Genomic DNA, 26626 nt, shown 5'->3' with positions numbered 1-26626 from the left:
TCTCGTAACTCCTTTTGAGGGGTGGGCTCAGCCCTTGGTGAGGATGGAGCGGGCGAAGAAGAGGAGGTTGGCCGGCTTCTCCGCGAGGCGGCGCATGAAGTAGCCGTACCAGTCGGTGCCGTACGCGGTGTAGACGCGCATGCGGTGGCCCTCGGCGGCGAGACGGTTCTGCTCCTCGCTGCGGATGCCGTAGAGCATCTGGAACTCGTACTCGTCCAGCTTGCGCCCCGCGCGGCGGGCGAGCTCCTGGCCGATCGAGATCAGGCGCGGGTCGTGGGAGCCGATCATCGGGTAGCCCTCGCCCTCCATCAGGATCTTCATGATCCGGACGTAGGCCTTGTCGATCTCGGGCTTGTCCTGGAGGGCGACGGAGGCGGGCTCCTTGTAGGCGCCCTTCACGATCCGGACGCGGGAGCCGTTGGCGGCGAGGCGGCGGGCGTCGTCCTCGGTGCGGAAGAGGTACGCCTGGATGACGCAGCCGGTCTGCGGGAAGTCCTTCCGCAGCTCCTCGTGGATGGCGAACATCGAGTCGAGGGTGGTGTGGTCCTCGGCGTCCAGGGTGACCGTGGTGCCGATCTCGGCGGCGGCCGCGACGACCGGGCGGACGTTGGCGAGGGCCAGCTCGTGGCCGCCCTCGAGCGCTTGTCCGAACATCGAGAGCTTCACGGACATCTCGGCGCGCTCGCCGAGGCCCAGCTCCTTCAGGCGGCCGATGAGCTCCAGGTACGCGTCGCGCGCGGCGTGGGACTGCTCGACGGTGGTGATGTCCTCGCCGACGACGTCGAGGGTGACCTCCAGGCCGCGGCCGGTGATGTCCTGGACGATCGGGATGACGTGGTCGACCGTCTCGCCGGCGATGAACCGGTCGACGACCTGCTTGGTCCCGGGGGCAGCCGACACGAAACGGCGCATCTTGTCGCTGCGGGACGCGGCGAGGATCACGGGACCCAGCACGGGGACCTCCAGGAAGGCAGGGTGACGAAGGGTGCCTACCCGATCTTTCGTAAGCAATCGGGAAAGCACGGAGAACCACCGTGAAACCTAAGGATCGCTCCGATCCTCTGCCATCGACAGCTGTCACGCATCCGTGGGCGGCATCTCATACATATGTCTGAAGGGGTGCGAGAATGGCGCCGTGAAGGGCGATTACCAAGAACTGGTGGACGAGATCTCCGCGCTGCTCGGTGCTCCCGCGACGCTGGAGAACCGTGACTTCGGCCTGATCGCCTTCGGCGCCCACGACAGCGACGACGACACGGCGATGGACCCCGTCCGGACCCGCTCGATCCTGACCCGGAAGTCGACCCCGGCGGTCCGCTCCTGGTTCGAGGGGTTCGGCATCACCCGGGCCACCGGCCCGGTCCGTATCCCGGCGGCCCCGGACGCGGGCGTGTTCCGGAACCGCATCTGCCTTCCGGTACGCCACCGGGGCGTCGTCCTCGGCTACGTCTGGCTCCTCGACGCCGAGCCCGGGCCCACGCACGCCCAGCTCACCGCCGCCATGGAGGTCGCCACCCGGATCGGCGGCCTGCTCGCCGACGAGGAGCGCGCGGGCGCCGACCTCTCGCGCGAGCTGCGGGCCGCCCTGACGGCGGAGCGCGGCTGGCAGTACGACATGGCCCTCACCGCCCTGCGGACGGCCCTGGGCGCGGACGCGGAGGGCCTGCACGCGCTGGTGTGCCTCGCGCCGTGGCCGGACGAGGACAGCCCCTCCTCCCGTACGGTCCCGGGGGCCGCGGTCCTGTGCACGGTGCCGTGGCGCGTTCCGGGGGGCGCGGACGCCGGCGCGGGCCCCGGACCCGGACCCGGGGCTTCCGCCGGACGCGCCCTCGCCGTTCTCGTGCGCCTCCGGGCCGCCGACAACCTCGCGCCCGCCGTGGCCGCCGCCGAGCGGCTCCGGGGCACGCCGGGCGAGGGAGCCGTCACCGGGATCGCCGAGCCCCGCCGCGGCCTCGCGGACCTGGACGTCTCCTGGCGCGAGGCCACCGCGGCCGCCCGCACGGCGAGCGCCCAGCCGCACCTGGGGCCGCTCGCGGAGTGGGCCGCCATCGGCCCGTACCGTCTCCTGACCGCCCTCCCGCCTGCCGAGCCCGACCCCGTGGTGCGCGTCCTGCTCACCCCCGCGCACCACGAACTGGCCCGCACCGCTGAGGTGTTCCTCGACAACGCGGGCCAGGCGAGCCGCACCGCGACCGCCCTCGGCATCCACCGCCAGACGCTCTACTACCGCCTCTCCCGCGTCGAACAGCTCACGGGCCTCGACCTGGACGCGGGCGAGGACCGCCTGCTCCTGCACATGGCCCTCAAGGCGGCCAGGCTCTGAACGCGGGCCCCCTCGGGCCGGTTTATAGGATCTCCCCATGACCACGGGGAGTTGGGCACCGCCGACGTACACCGAGCGACTGCTGTACGAGGCGGGTGAGCGCGGGGACCGGGCGGCCGTCCTGGACGCCCTCGGGCGGACGCGCCTGTACGTGCTCCTCCCCCGGCTGCACGCCGACGTTCCCGGCCACACCCCGCCGCTCCCCAGCCGGCGCGACAAGGCCGCCCGGCGCACCGTCGTACCGGTGCTCACCGAGGGCATGCTGCCACCGTGGCACCCGGAGTGGGTGTTCAAGCAGACGACGATCGACAAGCTCGCCGCCGCCTGGCCGAACGACCGGTGGTGGCTCGCGGTCAACCCGGACACCCCGTTCGCGGCCGCCCTGCCGGGCCGGGCCGCCGACCGGCGGGCCTGGCAGGAGGCGGGCGCGCGCGGCGGCGGACCCGCGCGGCTCCGGCTGCTCACCCACGCGGGCGAGCACCTGCACGGGCCGGTCGCCCACGCCCTCGCCCTCGGCGCGCACCTCGCCGTCCTCAACGGCCTGGTGTGGAACCGGCTCGGCGCCCAGTACGAGGACTACGCCACGGACGTCTCGCGGCTGCGGCGCCCCTGGGTCGTCCACCACCGCGCGGACTTCCGGGACAAGCTGCGGACCCTGATCGCCACCCGGCTCGTCGGCCGGGTCCCCGAGGCCGTCCTCGGGGTCCGGCGCCGTCTCACCGCGCGCCTCGGCGGCCCGCCCACCGACGAGCAGTGGGCGGCGGCGGTCACCGAGACCTTCGAGCGGGAGGACCCCTACGGGGAGGACCGGGCCGAGGCCGTCCAGTTCCTGCGCCGGATCACCCACTACGAGGGGCGGTTCCGTGCCGACGGCCTCCTCCCGCCGGGCGGCCGGGTCGACACCCTCGCCGCCTTCGACCACGGCCGCGCCGTGAACGTCGTACGGCTCGCGCTCGGCGCCCGCTACTGCGATCCGCAGGAGGCGGAGCAGTCCGTCCTGAGCGTCCTCGAAGCCGCCCGCCGGGCGTACGGCTCCTGGGAGGAGTTCTCGCTCGGCTACGTACTGGCCCGGCTGATCCACTTCGACGAGGGCGACCCCGAGCCGATGTACCAGGAATCCCTCACCCTCCACCGCACGCTCACGCAGGACGCGTCGAGCCCCTACCGGAACATCCCGTGGTCATGAGCCCTCGCCGCCCGCCCGCTCCCCAGGGAGCCCCCTGGATCCCGCCGTCCGAGACCGAGCAGTCGCTGTACGAGGCGGCGCGGCGCGGCGACTTCGCGGAACAGCTCCGTGTCCTCGCCGGGGCCGAGCTCTTCATCGCCGCCCCCAAGGCCGAGGTGGACGCCGACCCGGAAACCGTCTGGTGGCGCCCCCAGCAGGCGGCCAAGGGGCTCGTCGTCCGGCCGGTCCTGACGCGCGGGATGCTGCCGCCCTGGCATCCGGAGTGGGTGTTCCACCAGGTCACCCTGCGCTGGGTCGCCGAGTTCGAGTGGCGCGACCCCCGGGTGCTCCTCTCGGTCAACGGCGGCACCCCCGGCCAGTTGCTGCTGCCGACCACACCCGAGCACCGAGCGGGGTGGCTGCGGGTGTACGCCGAGAAGGAGCGGGGTTCGGGCGACCGGTTCGTCGCCCTGCGGCACGGCCCGCTGCACGGGCCGCTCGCCTTCGGCCTCGGCTGCGGCGCCCATCTGGCGTTCGGCAACGGCGTCCCGTGGAACGACGTGGGCTCGGCCTACATGGGGTACACCACCATCCTCGACACGCTCCGCGACGGCTGGGACGTCACCGACCGCGAGGGCTGGCGCAAGGAGCTGGACGCGCTGCTCGACGGGCGCAACAGCCCGCCCGAACCGGACTTCACCCTCCGGGTCCGCGAGCAGCTGCGGGCCGCCCGCGGCGCGGTCCCTTCGCCGGACGAGTGGCGCGAGACGGCCGCCGGGCACGCCCAGGACCTGGGCGCGAACCCGGTGACGGTGCGTCACATCGAGGCGCTGGTGCGCCGCATCCTGCGCTACGAGGCCCGGTTCCGGGCCGACGGGCTGCTGCCCCCGGACGGGCGGGTGCGGAAGACGGTCGCGTACGACTACGGGCGTGCGGTCAACGTGGCCCGCTGGGGCCTGACGGCCCGCTTCTGCACGCCTCCGGAGGCGGAGCAGGCGATCGTCCACGCGGGCGCGCTGGCGCGCTCGGCCTACGGGTCGTGGGAGGAGTACTCGGTCGGGTACGCACTGGGGCGGGTGCTGCGTTTCGACGGGGAGGAGTACGGCCCGTACCACGAGGACAACGTGGCCGCCCACCGCGTCCTGACGGAGCACGAGGGCAGCCCCTGGCGGAACATCCCCTGGCGCTGAGCCGACCAACTGACCGCGGATCCCTTGCTATTGCTCGCCCATCAGCACCTTGAGCCCGGCCGTCAGATCGTCCGCCGTCGGCGCCGTCTCGGGGTCCACCATCCACTGGATCATCACGCCGGTGGCGAGCGCCTGGCAGAGGAGGCCCGCCACCCGGGCCTTCTCCGGGTCCGCCTCGGGGTCGAGGCCGAGGAAGACCTCCGCCATGCCCAACCGGCCCTCGCGCTGCGGCTCCTTGATGGCCTCGCGGAGCTTCTCGTCGTCGTCGAGGCGGGTCACGACCTCCGTCTGGAGTTTCCAGACCGGGCGGCTGGCCTCGGCGGCGGCGATCACCTGCTCCCAGACCGCGTGGAAGCGCGCGTACGGGTCGGCCGGCAGCGTCTTCCTGTTCTCGCCGCTGCCCGCCGGGCCGACCTGGTTGCCCCACTCCTCCGTCAGCGCCAGGAACGCCTGCTGGAGCAGCGCGTCCTTGGAGCCGTAGTGGTAGCCGATCGAGGCGAGATTGGTGCCCGAGGCGGCGACGATGTCGCGGGCCGTGGTGCGGGCGTACCCCTTCTCCAGGAGGCAGCGCTTGGCGCCGTCGAGCAGGTCTTCCTTATGTCCCATGACAGCACTGTACCCGGCCACTAGACAATCGTGTAAGACGGTTGTCTAGTGGCCGGGTACGCGTACGTCAGCGGCAGGAGAGCCGGTCGGACCGGGTCAGACCAGGTTGACCGAGCGGGCCGAGGCCGCGCCGATCTCGGCCGCGATCTCGGAGAGCACCGCGGCCGGAACCGTGTCGTCCACGGTGAGCACGACGAGCGCCTCGCCGCCCTCCTCCGCGCGCGCCACCTGCATGCCCGCGATGTTCAGACCGGCCTCGCCGAGGATGCGGCCGACGGTGCCGACGACACCTGGGCGGTCCTCGTAGCGGAGCACGACCATGTGGTCGGCGAGCGCCACGTCCACGTCGTAGTCGCCGACGGCGACGATCTTCTGGAGGTGCTTGGGGCCGGCGAGCGTGCCGGAGACCGCGACCTCCTCGCCGCTGGAGAGCGTGCCGCGCACGGTCACCACGTTGCGGTGGTCGGGGGACTCGCTGGAGGTCGTGAGCCGGACCTCGACACCGCGCTCCTGCGCGAACAGCGGGGCGTTGACGTACGACACGGTCTCGTCGACCACGTCCTCGAACACGCCCTTGAGCGCGGAGAGTTCGAGCACCTTCACGTCGTGCTGGGTGATCTCGCCGTACACCTCGACGTCGAGGCGCGCCGCGACCTCGCCCGCGAGCGCGGTGAAGATCCGGCCGAGCTTCTCGGCGAGCGGCAGACCCGGCTTGACGTCCTCGGCGATGACACCGCCCTGGACGTTGACCGCGTCCGGGACCAGCTCACCGGCGAGCGCGAGACGCACCGAGCGGGCGACCGCGATACCGGCCTTCTCCTGCGCCTCGTCCGTGGACGCGCCGAGGTGCGGGGTGCAGACGACCTGGTCGAGCTCGAAGAGCGGGGAGTCCGTGCAGGGCTCCTTCGCGTACACGTCGAGGCCGGCGCCGGCGACCCGGCCCTCCTTGAGGGCGGTGTACAGCGCCGCCTCGTCGACGATCCCGCCGCGCGCGGCGTTGACGATCCGGACGGACGGCTTGACCTTGTGCAGCGCCTCGTCGCCGATGAGACCGAGGGTCTCCGGGGTCTTCGGCAGGTGGACGGTGATGAAGTCGGCGACCTCCAGGAGCTCGTCCAGGGTCAGCAGCTTCACCCCCATCTGGGCGGCGCGGGCCGGCTGCACGTAGGGGTCGTACGCGACGATCTTCATGCCGAACGCGGACATCCGCTGGGCGACCAGGACACCGATGCGGCCGAGGCCGACGACGCCGAGGGTCTTCTCGCTGAGCTCGACGCCCGTGTACTTCGACCGCTGCCATTCGCCGTTCTTCAGCGCGGTGTTGGCCTGCGGGATGTTGCGCGCGGTCGCGACGAGGAGGCCGCAGGCGAGCTCGGCGGCGGTGACGATATTGGAGGTCGGGGCGTTCACGACCATCACGCCCGCCTTGGTGGCGGAGGAGACGTCGACGTTGTCCAGACCGACACCGGCACGGGCGACGACGCGCAGCTTCTTGGCGGCGGCGATCGCCTCGGCGTCGACCTTGGTCGCGGAGCGGACCAGGATCGCGTCCACGTCGGCGATGGCGGGGATCAGCTCGGCGCGGTCCGCGCCGTTGCAGTGCCGGATCTCGAAGTCCGGGCCCAGGGCGTCGACGGTGGCGGGCGACAGCTCTTCAGCGATGAGTACGACGGGTTTCGAGCTCACGTGAGTCCTCACAGATCCAGTGCGGACGGCCGTCCCGACGGCCGCAGGCGGTGGAGGGGGCTTGCCGCGTGAAAGCGCACGACGCTGTGGGCCTGAACGCGAATGTTGTTGAGCAGTGTAGTGGTGCGTTGGCGCGATTCATGCGCCTCGTTGGCAGGATCACCCGTCCGTGGTTGGACGGCCTGTCCAAGGAAGTGGAGCGGGCCGGACACAGTGTCCGGCCCGCCCATTGAAGGCTTACGCCTCCTCGTCGTTCACCCAGCTCATGAGCTTGCGCAGCTCCTTGCCGGTGGTCTCCAGGAGGTGCTTCTCGTCCTGGGTCTTGTACTCGTTGTACTTCTTCAGACCGCCGTGGTACTCGTCCATCCAGTTCTTGGCGAAGGTGCCGTCCTGGATCTCGGTGAGGACCTTCTTCATCTCGGCCTTGGTGGCGTCCGTGATGATGCGCGGGCCGGTGATGTAGTCGCCCCACTCGGCGGTCTCGGAGACGGACCAGCGCATCTTCTCCAGGCCGCCCTCGTACATGAGGTCGACGATGAGCTTCAGCTCGTGCAGGCACTCGAAGTAGGCGATCTCCGGCTGGTAGCCGGCCTCGACCAGGGTCTCGAAGCCCGCCTTGACGAGGGCGCTGGCGCCACCGCACAGGACGGCCTGCTCGCCGAACAGGTCGGTCTCGGTCTCCTCGGTGAAGGTCGTCTTGATGACGCCCGCACGCGTGCCGCCGATGGCCTTGGCGTACGAGAGCGCCAGGGCGAACGCGCCGCCCGTGGCGTCCTGCTCGACCGCGGCGATCGCGGGGACGCCGCGACCCTCCTCGTACTGACGGCGGACCAGGTGGCCCGGGCCCTTGGGGGCGACGAGCGCGACGTCGACGCCGGCCGGGGGCTTGATGAAGCCGAAGCGGACGTTGAAGCCGTGCGCGAAGAAGAGGGCCTTGCCGTCCTTCAGGTTCGGCGCGATGGACTCCTCGTAGACCTTGGCCTGGATCGGGTCCGGGATCAGGATCATGATGACGTCGGCCTCGGCCGCGGCCTCGGCGGGCGTGACCACGCGCAGGCCCTGCTCCTCGGCCTTCGCCTTGGACTTGGAGCCCTCGTGCAGGCCGACGCGGACGTCGACACCCGAGTCACGGAGCGACAGCGCGTGGGCGTGCCCCTGGCTGCCGTAACCGATCACCGCGACCTTGCGGCCCTGGATGATGGACAGGTCGGCGTCGGCGTCGTAGAACAGCTCGGCCACTGGGAATCTCCTTGAGGTGCTGGTGTTACGTCCCACCGTACGGCGGGGAGCGGAAGGAAGGTTTTCGGGTCTCGCCTGGCGGACCGCCGCGGTGGACGGCGGTCGGCCGGGGTCGACGGTCAGGCGCTGCGGTCGAGGGCCCGCAGGGAGCGGTCGGTGATGGACCGCGCACCACGCCCTATGGCGATCGTGCCGGACTGCACGAGCTCCTTGATGCCGAACTGCTCCAGCATCTTCAGCATGGCGTCGAGCTTGTCACTCGAACCGGTGGCCTCGATGGTGACGGCCTCGGGCGAGACGTCCACGGTCTTGGCGCGGAACAGCTGGACGATCTCGACGATCTGGGAGCGGGTCTCGTTGTCGGCGCGGACCTTCACCAGGACGAGCTCGCGCTGGATCGCGGCGCTGGGCTCGAGTTCGACGATCTTCAGGACGTTGACCAGCTTGTTGAGCTGCTTGGTCACCTGCTCGAGGGGCAGGTCCTCGACATTCACCACGATGGTGATGCGGGAGATGTCGGGGTGCTCGGTGACACCGACGGCGAGGGAGTCGATGTTGAACCCGCGCCGGGAGAACAGCGCGGCGATCCGGGCGAGGATGCCGGGGGTGTTCTCCACGAGGACGGAGAGCGTGTGCCTAGTCATTGCGTCGTTCCTCTTCCTACGGCTCTCGGTCTCAGTCGTCTTCGTTGTCGCCGAAGTCGGGGCGGACGCCCCGGGCGGCCATGACCTCGTCGTTGGAGGTGCCGGCGGCGACCATGGGCCAGACCTGGGCGTCCTCGTGGACGATGAAGTCGATCACGACGGGGCGGTCGTTGATGGCGTTGGCCTCTTCGATGACCTTGTCCAGGTCGGCCGGGTCCTCGCAGCGCAGCGCGACACAGCCCATGGCCTCCGACAGCTTGACGAAGTCGGGGACGCGGGTGCCCTTGCGGGGCGCCGAGCTGGCGCCGACCTGGGAGCCGGTCGCCTCGTGGCCTGTCTCGTCGGCGTGCAGGACCGTGCTGGAGTAGCGCTGGTTGTAGAAGAGGGTCTGCCACTGGCGGACCATCCCGAGGGCGCCGTTGTTGATGATGGCGACCTTGATCGGGATGTTGTTGAGCGCGCAGGTGACCAGTTCCTGGTTGGTCATCTGGAAGCAGCCGTCGCCGTCGATCGCCCAGACCGGGCGGTCCGGCATGCCGGCCTTGGCGCCCATGGCGGCGGGGACCGCGTAGCCCATCGTTCCGGCGCCGCCGGAGTTCAGCCAGGTGGCCGGCTTCTCGTAGTCGATGAAGTGGGCGGCCCACATCTGGTGCTGGCCGACGCCGGCCGCGTAGATGGTGTCGGCGGGGGCGAGCTGGCCGATGCGCTGGATGACCTGCTGCGGCGAGAGGCTGCCGTCCTCCGGCAGGTCGTAGCCGAGCGGGTACGTCTCGCGCCAGCGGTTCAGGTCGCTCCACCAGGCGGTGTAGTCGCCCTTGCTGCCCTCGGCGGCCTCGGCCTGGACGGCCTGGATCAGGTCGGCGATGACCTCGCGGGCGTCACCGACGATCGGGACGTCGGCGGCGCGGTTCTTGCCGATCTCGGCCGGGTCGATGTCGGCGTGGACGATCTTGGCGTACGGGGCGAAGCTGTCCAGCTTGCCGGTGACGCGGTCGTCGAAGCGGGCTCCGAGGGCGACGATCAGGTCGGCCTTCTGCAGCGCGGTGACGGCGGTGACCGCACCGTGCATGCCCGGCATTCCCACGTGCAGCGGGTGGCTGTCGGGGAACGCGCCCAGCGCCATCAGGGTGGTGGTGACGGGGGCGCCGGTGAGCTCGGCGAGGACCTTCAGCTCGTCGGTGGCTCCGGCCTTCAGGACACCGCCGCCGACGTACAGGACGGGGCGCTTGGCGGCGGCGATGAGCTTGGCGGCCTCGCGGATCTGCTTGGCGTGCGGCTTGGTCACCGGGCGGTAGCCGGGCAGGTCGGTCTGCGGCGGCCAGCTGAAGACCGTCTTCGCCTGCAGGGCGTCCTTGGCGATGTCGACCAGGACCGGTCCGGGACGGCCGGTGGAGGCGATGTGGAAGGCCTCGGCGATCGTCTTCGGGATGTCCTCGGCCTTGGTGACCAGGAAGTTGTGCTTGGTGATGGGCATCGTGATGCCGCAGATGTCCGCCTCCTGGAAGGCGTCCGTGCCGATGGCCTTCGAGGCGACCTGACCGGTGATCGCGACCAGCGGGACGGAGTCCATGTGGGCGTCGGCGATCGGGGTGACCAGGTTGGTGGCGCCCGGACCCGAAGTCGCCATGCACACGCCGACCTTGCCGGTGGCCTGGGCGTAGCCGGTGGCCGCGTGGCCCGCGCCCTGCTCGTGCCGGACCAGGATGTGGCGGACCTTCTTCGAGTCCATCATCGGGTCGTACGCCGGCAGGATGGCGCCGCCCGGGATGCCGAAGACGGTGTCGGCCCCTACTTCCTCGAGAGAACGGATGAGGGACTGCGCACCCGTGACGTGCTCGACGATGGTGGCGGACTGTCCGCCGTTACGGGTCCGCGGCTGCGGATGGTGCCCGGTGGCCTGCTCGGTCATCAGCATTCTCTTCTCGAAGCAGAGGGTCTTTGCGGGGGTTTTGCCAGGGTTTGACGTGAGCCGGTGCAACAAAAAACCCCTCGTGCCGGGAGGCAAGCGAGGGGAGCGCGTCGGGTGCGTTCAAGCGGGGCCTTCAGGGCCCTGCTTCAGCCGACGCGCTTTCCAAGTACGAGAATTCGGGTGCGCATGGCACTGACCCTCCCCCCGAGCCACTACCAGTGTCAAGTGGGTGGGACAGGCGTCTCATTATTTGAGCGGATCGGGGGACGCGGGGAGCCTCTCCCCGACGGGAACAGCCGCCCCACCAGGGAGGGGATACCCGTCCCTGACGAGCGCGCGGCGCAGCCGGTACTCGTCGAGCGGGCCCGAGAACGCCATGCCCTGGCCATGGGTGCAGCCCATGGCGCGCAGCGCGAGGACCTGCTCGGGGACGTCCACGCCGTCGGCCACGGACTGGAGCCCGAGGTCCGAGGCGATGCGGAGCAGCCCGCTCGTGATCTTACGGAGCCGGGCGGATTCGACCACCCCCTCGACGAGCCCTCTGTCCAGTTTCAGTACGTCGACGGGGAGGCGGCGGAGCGCGTTGATCGCCGCGTAGCCGCTGCCGAAGCCGTCGAGGGCGATCCGTACGCCGAGCCGGCGCAGGGCCACCAGGCGCTGCTCCAGGTCGTCGAAGGAGACCCGGGGGTCGTTGTCGGCCAGCTCGATCATCAGGGAGCCGGACGGGAGCCCGTGGCGGGTGAGCAGCGCCTCGACGGAGCCGAGGGGCAGGGAGCGGTCGAGCAGTCTGCGGGCGGGGAGCCGGACGGAGACCGGGGTCCGGTGGCCGAGCGCGGCCCGCTCGGCGGCCTGCTCGACGGCGTGCTCCAGGAGCCAGCGGCCGAGCTCGGCGATCCGCTCTCCGTCGTCGGCGACCCGCAGGAACTCGGCGGGCGTGAAGAGGATGCCCTGCGCGGAGCGCCAGCGGGCCTGGGCGTGGACAGCGGTGATCCGGCCGGTGGTGAGGTCCACGACGGGCTGGTGGAGCAGGGCGAACTCGCCGTCGTCGAGCGCCGTGCGCAGCCGGGTGGCCAGTTCGGTCCTGCGGACGACCTCGGCCTGCATCTGCGGGGCGTACATCTCGACCCGGTCCTTGCCCGCGGCCTTGGCGCGGTACATGGCCAGGTCGGCGTTGCGCAGCAGCTCTCCGGCGCTGATGCCGGGTTCGGCGAAGGCGACGCCGATGGAGGCGGCGACCCGCACCTCGTTGCCGCCCTCGACGCGGTACGGCTGGGAGAGCGTGAGGCGCAGCCGGTCGGCGATCTCGTGGACCTGGCACTCCCGGGCCACCCGGTCCCGTGAGCCGTCGCCGAGGATGAGCGCGGCGAACTCGTCGCCGCCGAGCCGGGCGGCGGTGTCCCCGGCCCGTACGGAGTCCTGGAGCCGCCGGGCGGCCTGGATCAGCAGTTCGTCCCCGGCCTGGTGGCCGAGGCGGTCGTTGACGCCCTTGAAGCCGTCGAGGTCGATGAAGAGCACGGCGGTGCCGGGGTCCGAGGCGCGGCGGCCGGCCAGCGCCTTGCGGACGCGCCGGGTGAAGAGCGCGCGGTTGGGCAGGTCGGTGAGCGGGTCGTGCTCGGCGTTGTGCTGCAACTGGGCCTGGAGGCGCACCCGTTCGGTGACGTCCCGGCTGTTGAAGATGAGGCCGCCCTGGTGGCGGTTGACGGTGGACTCGACGTTGAGCCAGTCGCCCCGGCCGGAGCGGAAGCGGCACTCGATCCGGGTCGTCGGCTCCTCCGAAGGAGGAGTGGCGAGAAAGCGCCGTACCTCGTGGACGACTCCGCCGAGGTCCTCGGGGTGGATGAGCGAGGCGAGTTCCTCGCCGATCAGGTCCTCGGCCTCCCGTCCGTAGACGCCCGAAGCGGCGGGGCTGACGTACCGGAGTATGCCGGTCGGCGCGGCGATCATGATCACGTCGCTCGAGCCCTGCACCAGGGACCTGAAGTGGTTCTCCTGCTGGGCCAGTTCATGGGTGAGGGCGATGTTGTCGAGGAGCATGATGCCCTGGCGGACGACCAGGGCGAGCACGACCGTGCAGCCGGTGAGGACGACCACGCGGTCCACTCTGCGTCCCTCGACGACGTTGTACAGGATGCCGAGCGTGCAGACCGCGGCGGCGAGATACGGTGTGAGGGCGGCCAGCGAGCCCGCGATCGGGCGGCTGTGGTGACGGGCCGCGCGCGCCGCCGCGGAGCCCGTGACGGGCGCGGTACGGCTCGCTCCCCAGGGGGCGTACGCGAGCAGCAGGGAGCCCGCGAACCAGCCGGCGTCGAGGAGCTGGCCCGAGGTGTAGTTCTCGCGGAGCAGCGGGGAGGTGAAGAGGGCGTCGCACAGCACGGTGAGGGCGAGGGCGGCGATGGCGGTGTTGATCGCCGACCGGTTCAGCTGCGAGCGGCGGAAGTGGAGGGCCAGGACCATGCTGACGAGAACGATGTCAAGCAGCGGGTACGCGAGGGTCAGCGCGGCTCTCGCGACGCTCTCGCCCTCGAAGTGGGCGGTGTGCGCGAGGGCGAGGCTCCACGAGAGCGTGAGCAGCGAGCCGCCGATGAGCCAGGCGTCGAGGGCGAGGCAGACCCAGCCGGCCCGGGTGACGGGCTTCTTGGCGAGGACGAGCAGCCCGACGATCGCGGGCGGCGCGAAGAGCAGGAAGAAGACGTCGGCGAGGGACGGGCTGGGCACGTCCTGGCGGAGCACGACTTCGTACCACCCCCAGACCGCGTTCCCGGCGGCGGCCATCCCCGAGGAGAAGGCGAAGAGCAGCCAGGCGGGGCGGAAGCGGCTCTCGTGCACGCGCGCGTAGAGGAAGCAGGAGACGGCGGCGGCCAAGGCGGCGGCGCTCAGGCCGAAGTCGCCCATGACCAGGGCGAGTCGCTCGGAGCCCCAGCCGAGGGCGGCGCCGGTGGCGTACCCCGCGCAGATGAGCCCGAGGACGACCTGGGTGACGAGCGTCGGGACCCCGGAGCGCGCGGGGCCCGGCCGAGTCCGCCCCGGCCCGGTGGCGGCCCCGCCCGCGCCCGTGACGCGACCTCGCTCGATCAGCGCACCGGGGGCGTTCATCGCCCCCGCCGGCCTTCCGTGCGCGTGGTCACGTGCGGGGGCGGCGGCGCCGTCCGGGCCGGCGTGCCGGTGGTCGTCGTGGGTGCCGGTGTTCCGATGGTCGTCGGCACGCGAGGGTCCGGTAACGCGATCGGCGGCCGGGACCGTGTCGGCGCTGCGCCGGTCGGTCTGGGCGGGCAGGGCGGTGGTGCCGCCCGGCCCGCGGAGTCGGGCGCCGCATGGGGGCGACCCGGTGTCGTCGTCGCGGGCGAGGGTCGTCGACGGCGGCCCCGCCGCGTCGGATCGTCGGTCCATCGGCCGTACGTCACCCGTCGCCCCCCTCGGAATCTGATGTCCCGTCACTTCACTCCCCGGCGTCAGCTCGTACTCGACGCAGTCCCCCGCTTCGGGACGATACACCAGGACCGTCACTCAGGGACAGGGTCGCTGTACTCTCCGTGACGGCCCGGGGGCTCGCGACAGGCGCACCGAGGGGGCGCGTGGGGCCGGGCGCCCGCTCAGGTGGTCAGCACCACGTTGGCCGGCCGCTCCCCCGCCGCGAAGCGGGTGAGCTGGGCGGCGATCAGCCGCTTGGCCCGCGGCATGAACGCCGAAGTGGAACCGCCGACATGGGGGCTCACCAGAACACCGGGAGCGTGCCACAACGGGTGGCCCGGCGGCAGGGGTTCGGGGTCGGTCACGTCCAGGGCGGCGGTGATCCGGCCGGACTCGACCTCCTTGAGCAGCGCGGCGGTGTCCACCACGGGACCTCGGGCGACGTTCACCAGAAGGGCGTCGTCCTTCATCCGGGCGAGGAAGCCCGCGTCGGCGAGATGCCGGGTGTCGGGCGTGAGCGGAGTGGACAGCACGACCACGTCGGCCTGCGGCAACAGGGCCGGAAGCTCCGCCAGGGCGTGCACGGGACCGCGCTCCGTGGTGCGGGCGGAGCGCGCGACGCGCACCACCCGCGCGCACTCGAACGGAGCGAGCCGGTCCTCGATGGCGGCGCCGATGGATCCGTACCCCACGATCAGCACGGACTTGTCGGCGAGCGCGGGGTAGAAACCGGCCCGCCACTCCTCCTTGTCCTGACCGCGCACGAAGCCGGGGATGCCGCGCAGCGAGGCGAGGATCAGGGCGAGGGTGAGTTCGGCGGTGCTGGCCTCGTGGACGCCCTTGGCGTTGCACAGGTCGACCCCCGGCCCCAACGAGCCGATGCCGGGCGTCACATGGTCCGTTCCGGCCGACAGGGTCTGGACGACACGGACCGAGCTCATCGCGGCGAGCGGCCGGATCGCGATCTCCGTGCCCTTCATGTACGGCACCACGTAGAACGCGCACCGCGCCGGGTCGCCGGGAAAGTCGGGACCGCCGTCCCAGAAGCGGTAGTTCAGACCCGACGCGCCCGGGTCGGGAAGCCCTTCGATCTCGTCGGCCGGAATCGGAAGCCACACGTCAGGGGTCGTCTCATCGAGTGTCATGACCGGGAGGCTATGCGAAGAATCCCGGCCGGCATTGGTTACTTTGGGGGACGGCACAGGGAGGGGTACCGGCAGGTGGAGCGCAGGACTATCGGGGCGGCGGCGCTCGACGTGGGCGCGGTCGGCCTGGGCTGTATGCCGATGAACTGGGCCTACAGCTGCTCGCAGCAGCGCGGGGACCGGTCGCTGCGCACGGTGCACGCGGCGCTCGACGCCGGGGTGAGCCTGCTCGACACCGCCGACATGTACGGGCCGTTCACCAACGAGCTGCTGGTGGGGCGGGCGTTGAAGGAGCGCCGGGCTGAGGCGTTCGTCTCGACCAAGTGCGGCCTGCTCGTGGGCGATCAGCACATCGTGGCCAACGGACGGCCCGGGTACGTGCGCCGGGCCTGCGACGCCTCGCTGCGGCGGCTCCAGACGGACGTGATCGATCTCTACCAGCTGCATCGGGCGGACCCGGAGGTCCCGGTCGAGGAGACCTGGGGCGCGATGGCCGAGCTGGTGTCCGCGGGCAAGGTGCGGGCGCTCGGATTCTGCGCGGTCGGCGCGCGGGCGGCACGGCGCGGATCGGCGGCGGATGTGTTCGAGGGAACGATCCGGCAGCTGGAACGGGTCCAGCAGGTGTTCCCGGTGAGCGCGGTGGAGGCCGAGCTGTCGGTGTGGTCGCGGGAGGCGCTGGCGCGGCTGCTGCCCTGGTGCGAGGCGCGGGGTGTGGGGTTCCTGGCCGCGATGCCGCTGGGGAACGGGTTCCTGACCGGGACGCTGACGCCGGGCGGCGGTTTCGAGCCGGACGACCCGCGGGCCAGGCACCCCAGGTTCACGGCCGAGATGATGGCCGCGAACCAGCCGCTGGTGGCGGGGCTGCGCCGGGTGGCGGCGCGGCACGGGGAGGACGTCACCCCGGCGCAGGTCGCCCTGGCGTGGGCGCTGGCGCAGGGGCCGCACGTCGTGCCGATCCCGGGCGCCAAGCGGGAGCGGTGGGCGGTGGAGAACGCGCGGGCGACGGAGCTGGCCCTGACGGCCGGGGACCTGGCGGAGATCGCGGGGCTGCCGCGGCCGCGCGGATCGTGGGACTGAGGGCGCGGGCGGGAATCCGGGGCGAGCGGATTCGGGAGCGAATCCGGCGGGCGGGAATCCGGCGGGCGGGAACCTGATCGGGCCGAGCGGTGTATCAAGGGTAGTGATCGCCGCTTGAAGGGATCGGGACCGTGGGCCGAGCTTATGTGGGTGCCGTGGGGGCCGTGGGAGTCGCCGCGCTGCTGGGGCTGCTGACCGGGTGCGGGTCGGGCGGGGACGGGGAAGGGGCCTCGCCGGGCTCCCCCTCCGTGTCCGCGCCCGCCTCCTCGTCCGCGTCCGCCTCGGGATCGGGGTCGCGGGGCGCCCCGGGCTCCGTGCGCGTCGCCGGGACCCTGACCGAGGACCTGGAGTCGCCGTGGGGCGTGGCCGCGCTGCCGGACGGTGACCTGCTGGTCGCCTCGCGCGACGAGCGCACGATCACCCGGGTCGACGCGGACACCGGGAGAAAGACGCCGCTCGGCGAAGTGCCGGGGGTGGTTCCCGGTGGAGAGGGCGGACTGCTCGGGCTCGCCGTGCGGGACGGCATGGTGTACGCGTACTTCACGGCGGAGGCGGACAACCGCATCGTCCGCATGCCGTACGGAGGCGGGGCCGAGGACCGCCTCGGCGCTCCCGAGGTGGTCCTCGCGGGCATCCCGAAGGGGAACGTGCACAACGGCGGGCGGATCGCGTTCGGCCCGGACGGGATGCTGTACGCGGGGACGGGTGAGCGCGGCGAGACGGGGCTCGCGCAGAGCCCGGGGTCGCTGGGCGGCAAGATCCTGCGCATGACACCGGAGGGCAGGCCGGCGCCTGGCAATCCGTTCCCTGACTCGGTGGTCTATTCGCTCGGCCACCGCAATGTGCAGGGCCTGGCCTGGGACGGGGACGGAAGGCTGTGGGCGGCCGAGTTCGGGCAGAACACCTGGGACGAACTGAATCTGATCGAGGCCGGGAAGAACTACGGCTGGCCGAAGGTTGAGGGCGTGGCGAACGTGTCCGACTTCGTGGACCCGGTCGCCCAATGGAGAACGGACGAGGCCTCGCCCAGCGGCATCGCGTACGCCGAGGGCGCGATCTGGATGGCGGGGCTGCGCGGAGAACGCCTCTGGCGGATCCCGGTGTCCGGAGCGGAACGCTCCGGGGACCCCGAGGCGTTCCTCGTGGAGGAGCACGGCCGGCTGCGCACGGTCCTGGCGGCGGGTGACGGTCGGCTCTGGCTGACGACGAGCGAGACGGACACCCGGGGCACGCCCGGGCCCGGCGACGACAAGATCCTCCGGTTGGAGGTGAAGTAGGAGGCGGAGACGATGTTCAACATGATGGAAGAGCTGTTCGCGCCCGGCCGTCAGCACACCGAGGACGAGCGGCAGCGCCTGGAGCTGACCCGGGAGGACCCGGGTGACGCGGACCCCGCGCGCGGACCCATCGACCTCAGCTCCGGCGCGGTGCTGATACGTCTGCCGCAGCCGGTGACCGTCCGCGACGAGGACGGGGATGGCGGCGACGGGGACGGCGACGACGAGACTCCCTAGGGCGGGAGCGTCCGTCTAGGCCGTCGGTTCCAGGAGGCGGAGGCGGTGGGCCAGGGCGGCGGCCTCGCCACGGCCGGAGACGCCGAGTTTGGCGAGGATGTTGGAGACGTGGACGCTCGCGGTCTTCGGTGAGATGAAGAGCTCCTCGGCGATCTGGCGGTTGGTACGGCCGGCGGCGACCAGGCGCAGGACGTCCTGCTCCCGGGGGGTCAGGCCGAAGGCGTCGTCGCCCGGCTCCGGTTCCGGGGCGCGGTCCGGTGCGGTCAGCGGGAGGCGGGCGCGGGCGGCCAGGAGTTCGACGTCCTCGCGGAGCGGCTGGGCGCCGAGGCGGACGGCCGTGGCGTGGGCCTCGCGGAGCAGCGCGGCGGCCTCCTCGCGTCGGCCGCCCTCGGCCAGGAGTGCGTCGGCGAGGCGGTGCCGGGCGAGGGCCAGGACGTAGGGGCGCTCCACGGCCTCGTAGGCGGCGACGGTCTCGGTCCAGCGGTCGACCGGGTGGCGGCCCTCGGCGCGGTCCAGCTCGGCCGAGGTGTGCCGGGCGTACGCCTCCCAGACGGGCGCCGGGGTCGCCATCTGCCGGGCGCTGCGCCGGAGCAGGGCGAGGGACTCCGCGCGGCCCTCCTCGGCGGCGGGCAGGCCGAGGGCGTCCGCCTCGGCGGTGGCGGCGGCGAGGAGCAGCGGCCAGGCCTCGCGGTGGGTGCCGGGCGGGAAGCCGGTCTCGACGGCGGCGGCGAGCACGGTCCGTACGTCCTGGATCCGGCCTCCGGCGGCGGCGATGCTCAGCTCGACCTGCTTCCTCGGGACGACGTACTGGGGCATGGGGTCGGCTTCTCCGAAATGCTCGTGGGCCAGGGCCAGTTGGGTGGTGGCCGTGGCGAGTTCGCCCCGGGCGACGGCCAGTTGGGCGAGGCGGAGGGCGGCGGAGCCGCGCGGCTTGGAGCTGGTCCCGGAGTGCTCCAGCCACTCGCAGTTGCGCTGCGCCTCGTCCCAGAGGCCGAGGGAGAGCTGGGACTCGGCCTGGTTGGCGCGGATCCAGCCCTGGCTGTCGAGAAGGCCGTGGGAGCGGGCGAGGCGGAGGCCGTCCTCGGCGACCTCGACGGCCTCCCGGGAGCGGCCGAGGTTCTCCAGGACGTGGGAGAGGTTGACGTGGGCGCGGGAGCACTCGTGGTACAGGCCGAGGGCGCGGGTGCGGTCGCGGGTCGCGTACATGGCGGCGAGCCCGGCCTCGCGGTCGCCGGCGCTGACCTGGAGGGTGCCGAGGGTGAGGCGGGCGCCGAGTTCGATGGGCTCGTTGTCGACGAGGCGGGCGTACTCCACGGCCCGTTCGGCGGCGGCGAGGCTCTCGGGACCCGGCTTGTGGAGCATGCCCCAGCCGGCGGCCACGACGAGGACGCGGGCGTGGACGGCGGACGGCGGGAGGCCCTTGACGAGTTCCTGGGCCTTCGCGATCTCGGCCCAGCCGTCGGAGCGGCCGAGGCCGGAGACGATGCGGGACCGCTCGCACCAGAACCAGGCGGCCCGGAGCGGGTCGGTCTCGCCGCCCTCCTCGGAGGAGTCGAGGAGCCGAAGGGCCATCTTGCCGATCTTCAGGGCGCGTTCGCGTTCCCCGGCGAACCGGGCTGCGATGGCGGCCTCGGCCAGCAGATCGAGGTAGCGCAGCGGGGTCGTGACCGGGTCGCAGCCGCACGCGGGGTAGGCCTCGACGTAGTCGATGGGCCGCAGCGCGTCGCGGACCTCGGCGGGGACCTCGTCCCAGAGCTCCATGGCGCGTTCGAGGAGGCTCAGTTGCTCGGCGTGGGCGTAGCGCTTGCGGGTCTCCACGGAGGCGCGGAGCACGGCGGGCAGCGCCTTGGCGGGGTCGTGGGCGTGGTACCAGTACGTGGCGATCCTGGTCACGCGCTCGTCGGAGCGGACGAGCGTGGGGTCGGCCTCCAGGGCCTCGGCGTAGCGCCGGTTGAGCCGGGAGCGTTCGCCGGGCAGCAGGTCGTCGCTGACGGCCTCACGGACCAGGGAGTGCCGGAAACGGTAGCTGTCGCCGTCGGGGACGGCGAGCAGGATGTTGGCGCCGACGGCGGCCCTGAGCGCCTCGATCAGGTCGTCCTCGGAGAGCCGTGCGACGGCGGCGAGCAGCGCGTACTCGACGGTGGAGCCGCCCTCGGCGACGATCCGGGCGACCCGCTGGGCGTCCTCGGGCAGCGTCTCGACGCGTACGAGCAGCAGGTCGCGCAGGGAGTCGCTGAGGGAGCCGACGGCGCAGCCGGCCTCGTGGGAGACGACCAACTCCTCGACGAAGAAGGCGTTGCCGTCGGAGCGGTCGAAGACCTCGTCGACGAGTCCGGCGTCCGGTTCGGCGGCCAGGATGCCGGTGAGCTGGCGGCGCACCTCGGCGCGGGTGAAGCGGGCGAGTTCGATGCGGCGGATGGTCCGCAGCCGGTCGAGTTCGGCCAGCAGGGGGCGCATCGGGTGGCGGCGGTGGATGTCGTCGGAGCGGTAGGTGGCGACGACCACGATCCGGCCCCGGCGCAGGGTGCGCAGGAGGTAGGAGAGGAGGTGCCGGGTGGACGCGTCGGCCCAGTGCAGGTCCTCCAGGACGAGGACGATCGTCCGGTCGCCGGCGAGGCGCTCCAGGAGCCGTACGGTCAGCTCGAAGAGGCGGGCGGTGGAGTCCTCGTGGGACGGCTCGTGGCTGCCGACGTCCCCCAGCTCGGGCAGGAGCCGGGCGAGTTCGCCCTCCTGGCCCGCGGCCGCGGCGGCCAGTTCGTCCGGCAGCCGGCGGCTGAGCGCGCGCAGGGCGGTGGAGAAGGGCGCGAACGGCAGCCCGTCCGCGCCGACTTCGACACAGCCTCCTACGGCGACGTACGCGCCCCGGTCGCAGGCCGCCGCCACGAACTCCTCGATGAGCCGTGTCTTGCCGACGCCCGCCTCGCCGCCGACGAGCAGCGCCTGGGGCTCGCCGTCGCCGGCGCGGACGAGGGCGTCGGTCAGGGCGGCTGTCTCACCGGCCCTGCCGACGAACACGGGACTGACTGACCTGGTCTCCACGCCGCCGAGCATCGCACAGCCGTCCGGGTTGGCACCCACAAGGGGTCACGCGGCCCGGGCGAAACGGTCCCGCGCCTCTCCCACCCGCCCTTCGGATTCGTGCTCGCCGGACCGGGCGGCGGCCTTCGCGGCCCGCCGCGCCGTGACGGCCTGACGGGTCAGGCGCTGGGCGGCGGCCTCACGGACGAGCTCGGCGTGGTGCAGGCGGTTCAGTTCGTACGCGAACATCTCGTTCTCCCTGGTGTCGGTATCGCTCCTTGCGATGCCTCCACTCTCGTGGCCCAGGGGGTACGGCCACATCGGGCGAGTGCCGCATGTTCGGGGTACGGGGGGCCTTAGGCGGGCCCCGGGCGGTGCCTTAGGGCGCGGTCGGGAGACTCAGGAACAGGTCGAAGTACATCCCCGCCGACAGGAACATGCCGATGCCGCCCAGGACCGCGCCGGCGACGGCCACCGCACCGACCCACGCGGGGCGCCGCGGGCGGGTGAGGACGAGGACGGCGACGATGAGGGCGAGGAAGGCGAAGACCCCGTTGACGAGGGCGGTGGCGTGCCAGGCGTCGGCGTAGATCTCGTTGATCTGCTGGGCGGCGGTGCCGCCCTGGGCCTTGATCTGGCCGATGAGCGTCTCGCGCTCGCTGCTGACCTTGCCCACCCAGGTGCCGGTGAGGGCGGCGATCCCGAGCCCGGCGGAGACGACGGCCGCGGCCCCGGCGCCGATCCCGTCACCGGCGGGGGCGACCGGAGCCTCCTCGAGCTCGTCGAGATCCTCGTCGAGGCCCTCGTCGAGCTCGTCCTCGATCTTCTCGTCCGCCTCGTCGACCGGCTCGACGGCCTCGGCCTTCTCCTCGGCCTCGGTGTTCTCGGTGGTCGTCTTCTCCGTCTTGATAGTCATACGCCGCACGCTAGGTGCCGCGGATGAGAAGTGTCTTAAGACGCCTTCTCGTCACGCCTTCTCGTCCACCGCCACGCGCTGCCCGGGGATGGCGGCGGCATCGGCGTCCAAGGCGACCTCCGCGTCCAAGGCGACCTCCGCGTCCAGGACGACCTCGGCGTCCCGTGCGTCGGCGGCGGCCCGGGACTCGGGCGGCTCGATGCTGATGCGGGGCATGCGGCGGTCGAGCCAGCGCGGCAGCCACCAGTTGGCGCCGCCGAGCATGTGCATGAGGGCCGGTACGAGCAGGGTCCGCAGGACGAAGGCGTCCAGGGCGACGGCCGCCGCGAGGGCGATGCCGAACATCGCGACGACCCGGTCGCCGGAGAGCACGAAGGCGAGGAAGACGGAGATCATGATGACCGCCGCCGAGTTGATCACGCGGCTGGTCTCGGCGAGCCCGACCCGGACCGCCCGCCGGTTGTCGCCGGTCTCCAGCCACTCCTCGTACATCCGGCTGACCAGGAAGACCTGGTAGTCCATGGAGAGCCCGAAGAGCACGGAGACCATGATCACCGGCAGGAAGGGCTCGATCGGGCCCGCGCTGCCGAGCCCGAGCAGCTCGCTCCCCCAGCCCCACTGGAAGATCGCGACGACGATCCCGAAGGCCGAGGCGACGGCCATCACGTTCATCAGGGCGGCCTTCAGCGGGATGCCGATCGACCGGAAGGCGACCAGGAGCAGCAGACAGCCGAGCGCGATGACGACGCCGACGAAGAGCGGCAGCTTGCCGACGATGATCTCGGCGAAGTCGTCGTACGAGGCGGTCACGCCCCCCACGTGCACATCGAGCGAGGTGCCCCGCTCGGCCGTGGGCAGGACGTCCGTGCGCAGCCGGTCGACCAGCTCGCTGGTGGCCTTCGACTGCGGCGAGGAGTCCGGTACGACGGTGAGGACGGCGGTGTCGCCGGCGCTGTTGTACGTGACCGGGGAGACGGACTCGACGCCCTTGGTGTGCGCGAGCGCGGCCGGCAGCTCGCCGAGCGCGACGCGGTCGTCGGCGCCGTCGATCTGGGCGACGAGGGTGAGCGGCCCGTTGACGCCGGGCCCGAAGCCGTCGGCGAGCAGGTCGTAGGCCTGCCGGGTGGTCGAGGTGGCCGGGCCGTTGCCCTGGTCGGAGGTGCCGAGGTGGAGCGAGAAGGTCGGCAGTGCGAGGACGGCCATGACGACGGCGGCGACCACGCCGAGCAGCTTGGGGTGGCGCTCCACGAAGGCGGACCAGCGGGCGGCGAAGCCGGTCGGCAGCTCGGGCTGCGGCCCGTGCTCGGCCAGCTGCCGGCGCTCGCGGCGCGAGAGCGCCCGCATGCCGATCAGGGAGAGCAGCGCGGGCAGCAGGGTGACGGAGGCGGCGACCGTGAGGACGACGGTCAGGGAGGCGGCGATGGCGACGCCGTTGAGGAAGCTGAGGCGCAGGATCAGCATGCCGAGCAGAGCGATACAGACGGTCGCCCCGGCGAAGACGACGGCGCGGCCGGTGGTCGCGACGGCGATCTCCGCGGATTCGGGGACCGAGAGCCCGCGTTTGAGGCCCTTGCGGTGGCGCGTGACGATGAAGAGCGCGTAGTCGATGCCGACGCCGAGGCCGATGAGCATGCCCAGCATGGGGGCGAAGTCGGCGACGGTCATCACATGGCCGAGGAGCGCGATCCCGGAGTACGCGATGCCGACGCTGACGAGCGCGGTGGCGATGGGGAGCGCGGAGGCGGCGAGCGAGCCGAAGGCGAGGAAGAGGACGACGGCCGCGACGGCGACGCCGACGGCCTCGGCGACATGGCCGCCGGAGGCCTCCGTGAGGGCGACGGCGCTGCCGCCGAGCTCGACCTGGAGGTTCTCGCCGCCGGCGGAGCGCGCGGTGTCCACGAGAGCCTGGGCCTGGGACTTCGGGATGTCGTCGGCCTGCTCGTGGAAGGTGACGGCCGCGAAGGCGGTGTGCCCGTCCTCGCTGATCTGCGCCTGGGCGCCGGGCCCGGGGCCGTACGGGGAGGCCACGGAGGCGATGCCGGGGAGCTCGGCGACCTCGTCGAGCACGTCGGTCATGCGCTGCTCGACGCCGGCGGCCCTGACGGTGCCCTTGTCGGTGTGCCACACGATGGTGTTGCCGTCACCGCCGCTGCCGGGGAAGCCCTTTTCGAGGAGGGCGGTGGCGCGGCCGGACTCGGTGCCGGGGACCTCGTAGTCGTTGGAGTACGCGGAGCCGGCGACCGACGCTCCGGCGACAGCGCCGCCGAGGGCGACGAGCCAGAGCAGGACGGCGACGAGGCGGTGCTTGATGCACCACCGTGCGATGGCTGCCAAAGGACGTGCTCCCTGGTGGTGGTTCGTGGATCTTTACCGGGGAACAGCCCGAAAAGAACACTTGACCTGGATGAGCCCACTCTCGCAGCCCAATAAGATCAAATGCCCCATTCGTGTCGATACTCACAGCGCCGCGCGGAGGCTCGGGCCTTTGGACCCGGGCCCCCGCGCGAACGCCGCGTACGAGGGGTCTCAGCCGGAGACGCTGGCGCGCCCGTTCTCGATGTGCCCCATGAGCCGTCGGCGGAAGCCGCCCGGGGCGGTCACCTCGACGTCGTACCAGCCGTGCGCGTCGGCGGCCGAGTGCACGAGGGTACGGCTGCGGCCGGGCTTCACCTTGACCGTACGGCTCCAGTCGCGCAGGTCGTCGCTGTCGACGTAGCCGAGCGGGCGGACGGTGAAGGAGACCGGCGCGGAGCCCGTGTTCCGTACGGTGAGATGCAGGTCACGGTCATGGTGGTCGATGTGCGAGGCGAGCTCGGCGCCGCCCGCCGCCGGGCCCTCGAACTCGCGGCGGAAGCCGTTCGGGCCGGTGATCGTGAACCGGTAATGATCACGCGTAAGGGGTACCGCCCACTGTGCCGTGCCCCTTACATCGCGGTGCTGGGGGACGGTGAACTCACCCGCGTACGGGTACAGCGCGAAGTGCGCGGAGCCCTTCCCGGTGTTCTTGAGGTCGACGGTGATCCCGCCGGCGCCGACCCGCGCCTGGGCGTCCGGCTGGTACGGCAGCGGCCTGGCCGGGCGGGTGCCCGGCTCCTGGACCGGCATCGTCTGGACCAGCGGCGGCTGCGGCCGCCAGCGGCCGGAGAACGGCGGGATCGGGCCGGGCTCCTGGACGTCGGGCTGCCGGTGGGTGCGCCGGAAGTCGAAGGCGGAGGTCAGGTCGCCGACGGCGGCCCGCCGCCAGGGGGTGACGTTGGGTTCCTTGATGCCGGTGAGCTGCTCCAGGAAGCGGATCACCGAGGTGTGGTCGAAGGTCTCGGAGCAGACGTAGCCGCCGAGCGACCAGGGCGAGACGACGAGCATCGGGACCCGGATGCCGAGGCCGGTGGGCAGGCCCTTCCAGCGCTCGTCCGTGTTGTCGGCCGGCGGGACGGGCGGCGGCACGTGGTCGAAGAAGCCGTCGTTCTCGTCGTAGTTGATCAGCAGGACGGTGTGGCGCCAGACGTCCGGGTGCGCGCCGAGGGCGTCGAGCACCTTGTAGACGAGGGAGGCGGAGGCGACCGGCGAGGAGGAGCCGGGGTGCTCGGAGTCGATCGCGGACGGCACGAGGTACGAGACTTCCGGCAGCGTCCCGGCGGCGACGTCGGCGCGGAAGGCGTCGGCGAGCTTGCCGGACTCGACCCGGCGAAGGCCGCGCTCGAAGAGCGAGCGCTCGGCGGCGCTGAGCGTGGCGACCCCGTCCTCCAAGGCGGCGAGCAGCCGGGCCCGCTCGCCCGCGTCCTCCGTATCCCGCACGGCGGCGTAGAAGGACTCCATGAAGGTGTGGCCGCCGGTCGGGGCGAGGGCCTTGCGGGCGATCTTCTTGAAGGAGGTGAAGAACTCGATGTTGTTGTCGGTGAAGTTCTCCCACTCCGTGTACGTCTTCCAGCTCCGCCCGGCCGCTTCGAGGCGCTCGGCGTAGGTGGGCCAGGAGTAGCCGGGGTGGGTGCCCTCGGCGTACGCGGCGTTGGTGACGGCACGGGAGCCGTCGGCCTCGTAACCGGTCCAGCCGGACCACAGGTGGTTGCGGTTGGGGCTCGTCGAGGTGTGCGTGGACGAGTGGTAGGCGTCGCAGATGGTGAAGGTGTCCGCGAGCTCGTAGTGGAGCGGGATGTCCTGGCGGTCGTAGTACGCCATGGTGGCGGCGGTCTTGGCGGAGACCCAGCCGTCCATCCAGCCCTCGTGCCAGGCCTTGGCGCCGCCGCTCCAGGAGTGGTCGAGGTCGCCGATGTACTGGAGGTCCTTCGCCTGCGTCTCGGCCGCGCCCCGGATCGGGAACGGCAACACGGTCCGGCCGAGGGCGGCGGGCTGCTCGAAGACGGGCTTGCCGGAGGGCAGCTCGATCGCGTTGCGGTCACCGAAGCCGCGGACACCGCGGAGGGTGCCGAAGTAGTGATCGAAGGAACGGTTCTCCTGCATGAGGATCACCACGTGCCGCACGGCGGACATGCCCCCGGCCGGCGGCCCCGCGGCGATCGCCTCCTGGAGCGACGGCGGGAGCAGCGAACCGGCAGCCGCGGCGCCGAGCGCGCCTCCGCCCAGGGCGAGCACCTTGCGGCGGGACATCCGGGACTTCTCGGGGGACAAGACCGACCTCCAGTCGACGGCCAATGGTTCGCCTTCGAGCCATTGGGTGGTACCTGGGGGACGGTAGTGAGGCCGGGTGACGGAGAGAAGACCCGATTCGGACGCGGTGGTGAACGTCCATCACCGGTATCCGGGCGGATACGCGACGCCCCGTCAGCGT

Annotated in this window: 18 protein-coding genes and 1 pseudogene; 6 read left to right on the top strand and 13 right to left on the bottom strand. The window is 72.1% G+C overall.

The features are described from left to right. Positions 1-27: 27 nt before the first annotated feature. Entirely contained in the window at positions 28-954 is a 927-nt protein-coding gene (locus ACWCO8_RS31300) for a proline dehydrogenase family protein (RefSeq protein WP_451035082.1), read from the bottom strand. 181 nt (positions 955-1135) lie between these two features. Between ACWCO8_RS31300 and ACWCO8_RS31295 the strand changes: the two genes are divergently transcribed. The 3 genes from ACWCO8_RS31295 to ACWCO8_RS31285 are packed head-to-tail and all read left to right on the top strand — an operon-like array spanning position 1136 to position 4678. Continuing rightward, positions 1136-2323, top strand: a complete 1188-nt coding sequence (locus ACWCO8_RS31295; RefSeq protein ID WP_451035081.1) for a PucR family transcriptional regulator — start codon at positions 1136-1138, stop codon at positions 2321-2323. 37 nt (positions 2324-2360) lie between these two features. Then, a complete protein-coding gene (locus tag ACWCO8_RS31290) occupies positions 2361-3509 on the top strand; it encodes a DUF1266 domain-containing protein (RefSeq protein ID WP_451035080.1) in 1149 nt (382 codons plus the stop codon). Continuing rightward, positions 3506-4678: a DUF1266 domain-containing protein gene (locus ACWCO8_RS31285; protein WP_451035079.1), complete on the top strand. Its 1173-nt coding sequence runs from the start codon at positions 3506-3508 to the stop codon at positions 4676-4678. Before ACWCO8_RS31290 ends, ACWCO8_RS31285 begins: the two co-directional genes overlap by 4 nt. A gap of 27 nt (positions 4679-4705) precedes the next feature. Here ACWCO8_RS31285 and ACWCO8_RS31280 read toward each other — a convergent pair whose 3' ends face one another. From ACWCO8_RS31280 to ACWCO8_RS31250, 7 genes and pseudogenes are all read right to left on the bottom strand, one after another. Then, positions 4706-5284 (bottom strand): TetR/AcrR family transcriptional regulator, encoded by a 579-nt coding sequence (locus ACWCO8_RS31280; protein WP_451035078.1) that lies wholly within the window; start codon positions 5282-5284, stop codon positions 4706-4708. Between the two features lie 96 nt (positions 5285-5380). Continuing rightward, on the bottom strand, positions 5381-6970 hold the full coding sequence (serA, locus tag ACWCO8_RS31275) for a phosphoglycerate dehydrogenase (protein ID WP_362003549.1): 1590 nt from the start codon (positions 6968-6970) through the stop codon (positions 5381-5383). Positions 6971-7207: 237 nt separating this feature from the next. Continuing rightward, entirely contained in the window at positions 7208-8209 is a 1002-nt protein-coding gene (gene ilvC, locus ACWCO8_RS31270; RefSeq protein ID WP_451035077.1) for a ketol-acid reductoisomerase, read from the bottom strand. Positions 8210-8328: 119 nt separating this feature from the next. Then, positions 8329-8853: an acetolactate synthase small subunit gene (ilvN, locus tag ACWCO8_RS31265; RefSeq protein WP_215065241.1), complete on the bottom strand. Its 525-nt coding sequence runs from the start codon at positions 8851-8853 to the stop codon at positions 8329-8331. A gap of 31 nt (positions 8854-8884) precedes the next feature. Beyond that, positions 8885-10762: an acetolactate synthase large subunit gene (locus ACWCO8_RS31260; protein ID WP_451035076.1), complete on the bottom strand. Its 1878-nt coding sequence runs from the start codon at positions 10760-10762 to the stop codon at positions 8885-8887. A 221-nt stretch (positions 10763-10983) separates the two neighbouring features. Then, positions 10984-13855: pseudogene (locus tag ACWCO8_RS31255) on the bottom strand (putative bifunctional diguanylate cyclase/phosphodiesterase). A 497-nt stretch (positions 13856-14352) separates the two neighbouring features. Then, positions 14353-15315 (bottom strand): 2-hydroxyacid dehydrogenase, encoded by a 963-nt coding sequence (locus ACWCO8_RS31250; RefSeq protein ID WP_451035075.1) that lies wholly within the window; start codon positions 15313-15315, stop codon positions 14353-14355. Positions 15316-15390: 75 nt separating this feature from the next. On the opposite strand from ACWCO8_RS31250, the gene ACWCO8_RS31245 reads away from it, so the two are divergent. The 3 genes from ACWCO8_RS31245 (at position 15391) to ACWCO8_RS31235 (ending at position 17906) form a co-directional block, all read left to right on the top strand. Beyond that, on the top strand, positions 15391-16392 hold the full coding sequence (locus ACWCO8_RS31245; protein WP_451035074.1) for an aldo/keto reductase: 1002 nt from the start codon (positions 15391-15393) through the stop codon (positions 16390-16392). Between the two features lie 155 nt (positions 16393-16547). After that, positions 16548-17669, top strand: a complete 1122-nt coding sequence (locus ACWCO8_RS31240) for a PQQ-dependent sugar dehydrogenase (protein ID WP_451035073.1) — start codon at positions 16548-16550, stop codon at positions 17667-17669. A 12-nt stretch (positions 17670-17681) separates the two neighbouring features. Then, positions 17682-17906, top strand: coding sequence for a DUF6191 domain-containing protein (locus ACWCO8_RS31235; RefSeq protein WP_451035072.1), 225 nt, complete (start codon positions 17682-17684; stop codon positions 17904-17906). A 15-nt stretch (positions 17907-17921) separates the two neighbouring features. On the opposite strand, the gene ACWCO8_RS31230 is transcribed toward ACWCO8_RS31235, so the two are convergent. The 5 genes from ACWCO8_RS31230 to ACWCO8_RS31210 all read right to left on the bottom strand — a co-directional run bounded on the left by ACWCO8_RS31230 (position 17922) and on the right by ACWCO8_RS31210 (position 26445). Then, the gene (locus ACWCO8_RS31230) at positions 17922-20957 is read right to left on the bottom strand and encodes a helix-turn-helix transcriptional regulator (RefSeq protein ID WP_451035200.1); all 3036 of its coding nucleotides are present in this window, start codon (positions 20955-20957) and stop codon (positions 17922-17924) included. A gap of 33 nt (positions 20958-20990) precedes the next feature. Then, positions 20991-21173 (bottom strand): hypothetical protein, encoded by a 183-nt coding sequence (locus tag ACWCO8_RS31225; protein WP_362003561.1) that lies wholly within the window; start codon positions 21171-21173, stop codon positions 20991-20993. 130 nt (positions 21174-21303) lie between these two features. After that, positions 21304-21840 carry a hypothetical protein gene (locus tag ACWCO8_RS31220; RefSeq protein ID WP_451035071.1) on the bottom strand — a complete coding sequence of 179 codons (537 nt, stop codon included), beginning with the start codon at positions 21838-21840 and terminating at the stop codon, positions 21304-21306. Between the two features lie 51 nt (positions 21841-21891). Next, complete coding sequence (locus tag ACWCO8_RS31215; RefSeq protein WP_451035070.1) at positions 21892-24174, bottom strand: MMPL family transporter; 2283 nt, start codon at positions 24172-24174, stop codon at positions 21892-21894. Between the two features lie 192 nt (positions 24175-24366). Then, positions 24367-26445 carry a phosphocholine-specific phospholipase C gene (locus ACWCO8_RS31210; protein ID WP_451035069.1) on the bottom strand — a complete coding sequence of 693 codons (2079 nt, stop codon included), beginning with the start codon at positions 26443-26445 and terminating at the stop codon, positions 24367-24369. Between the last annotated feature and the right edge of the window lie 181 nt (positions 26446-26626).

This window comes from Streptomyces sp. NPDC001927 (assembly GCF_053594455.1).
Note: the sequence above shows the minus strand (reverse complement) of the source record. Positions and strands in the feature narration are given on the sequence as shown.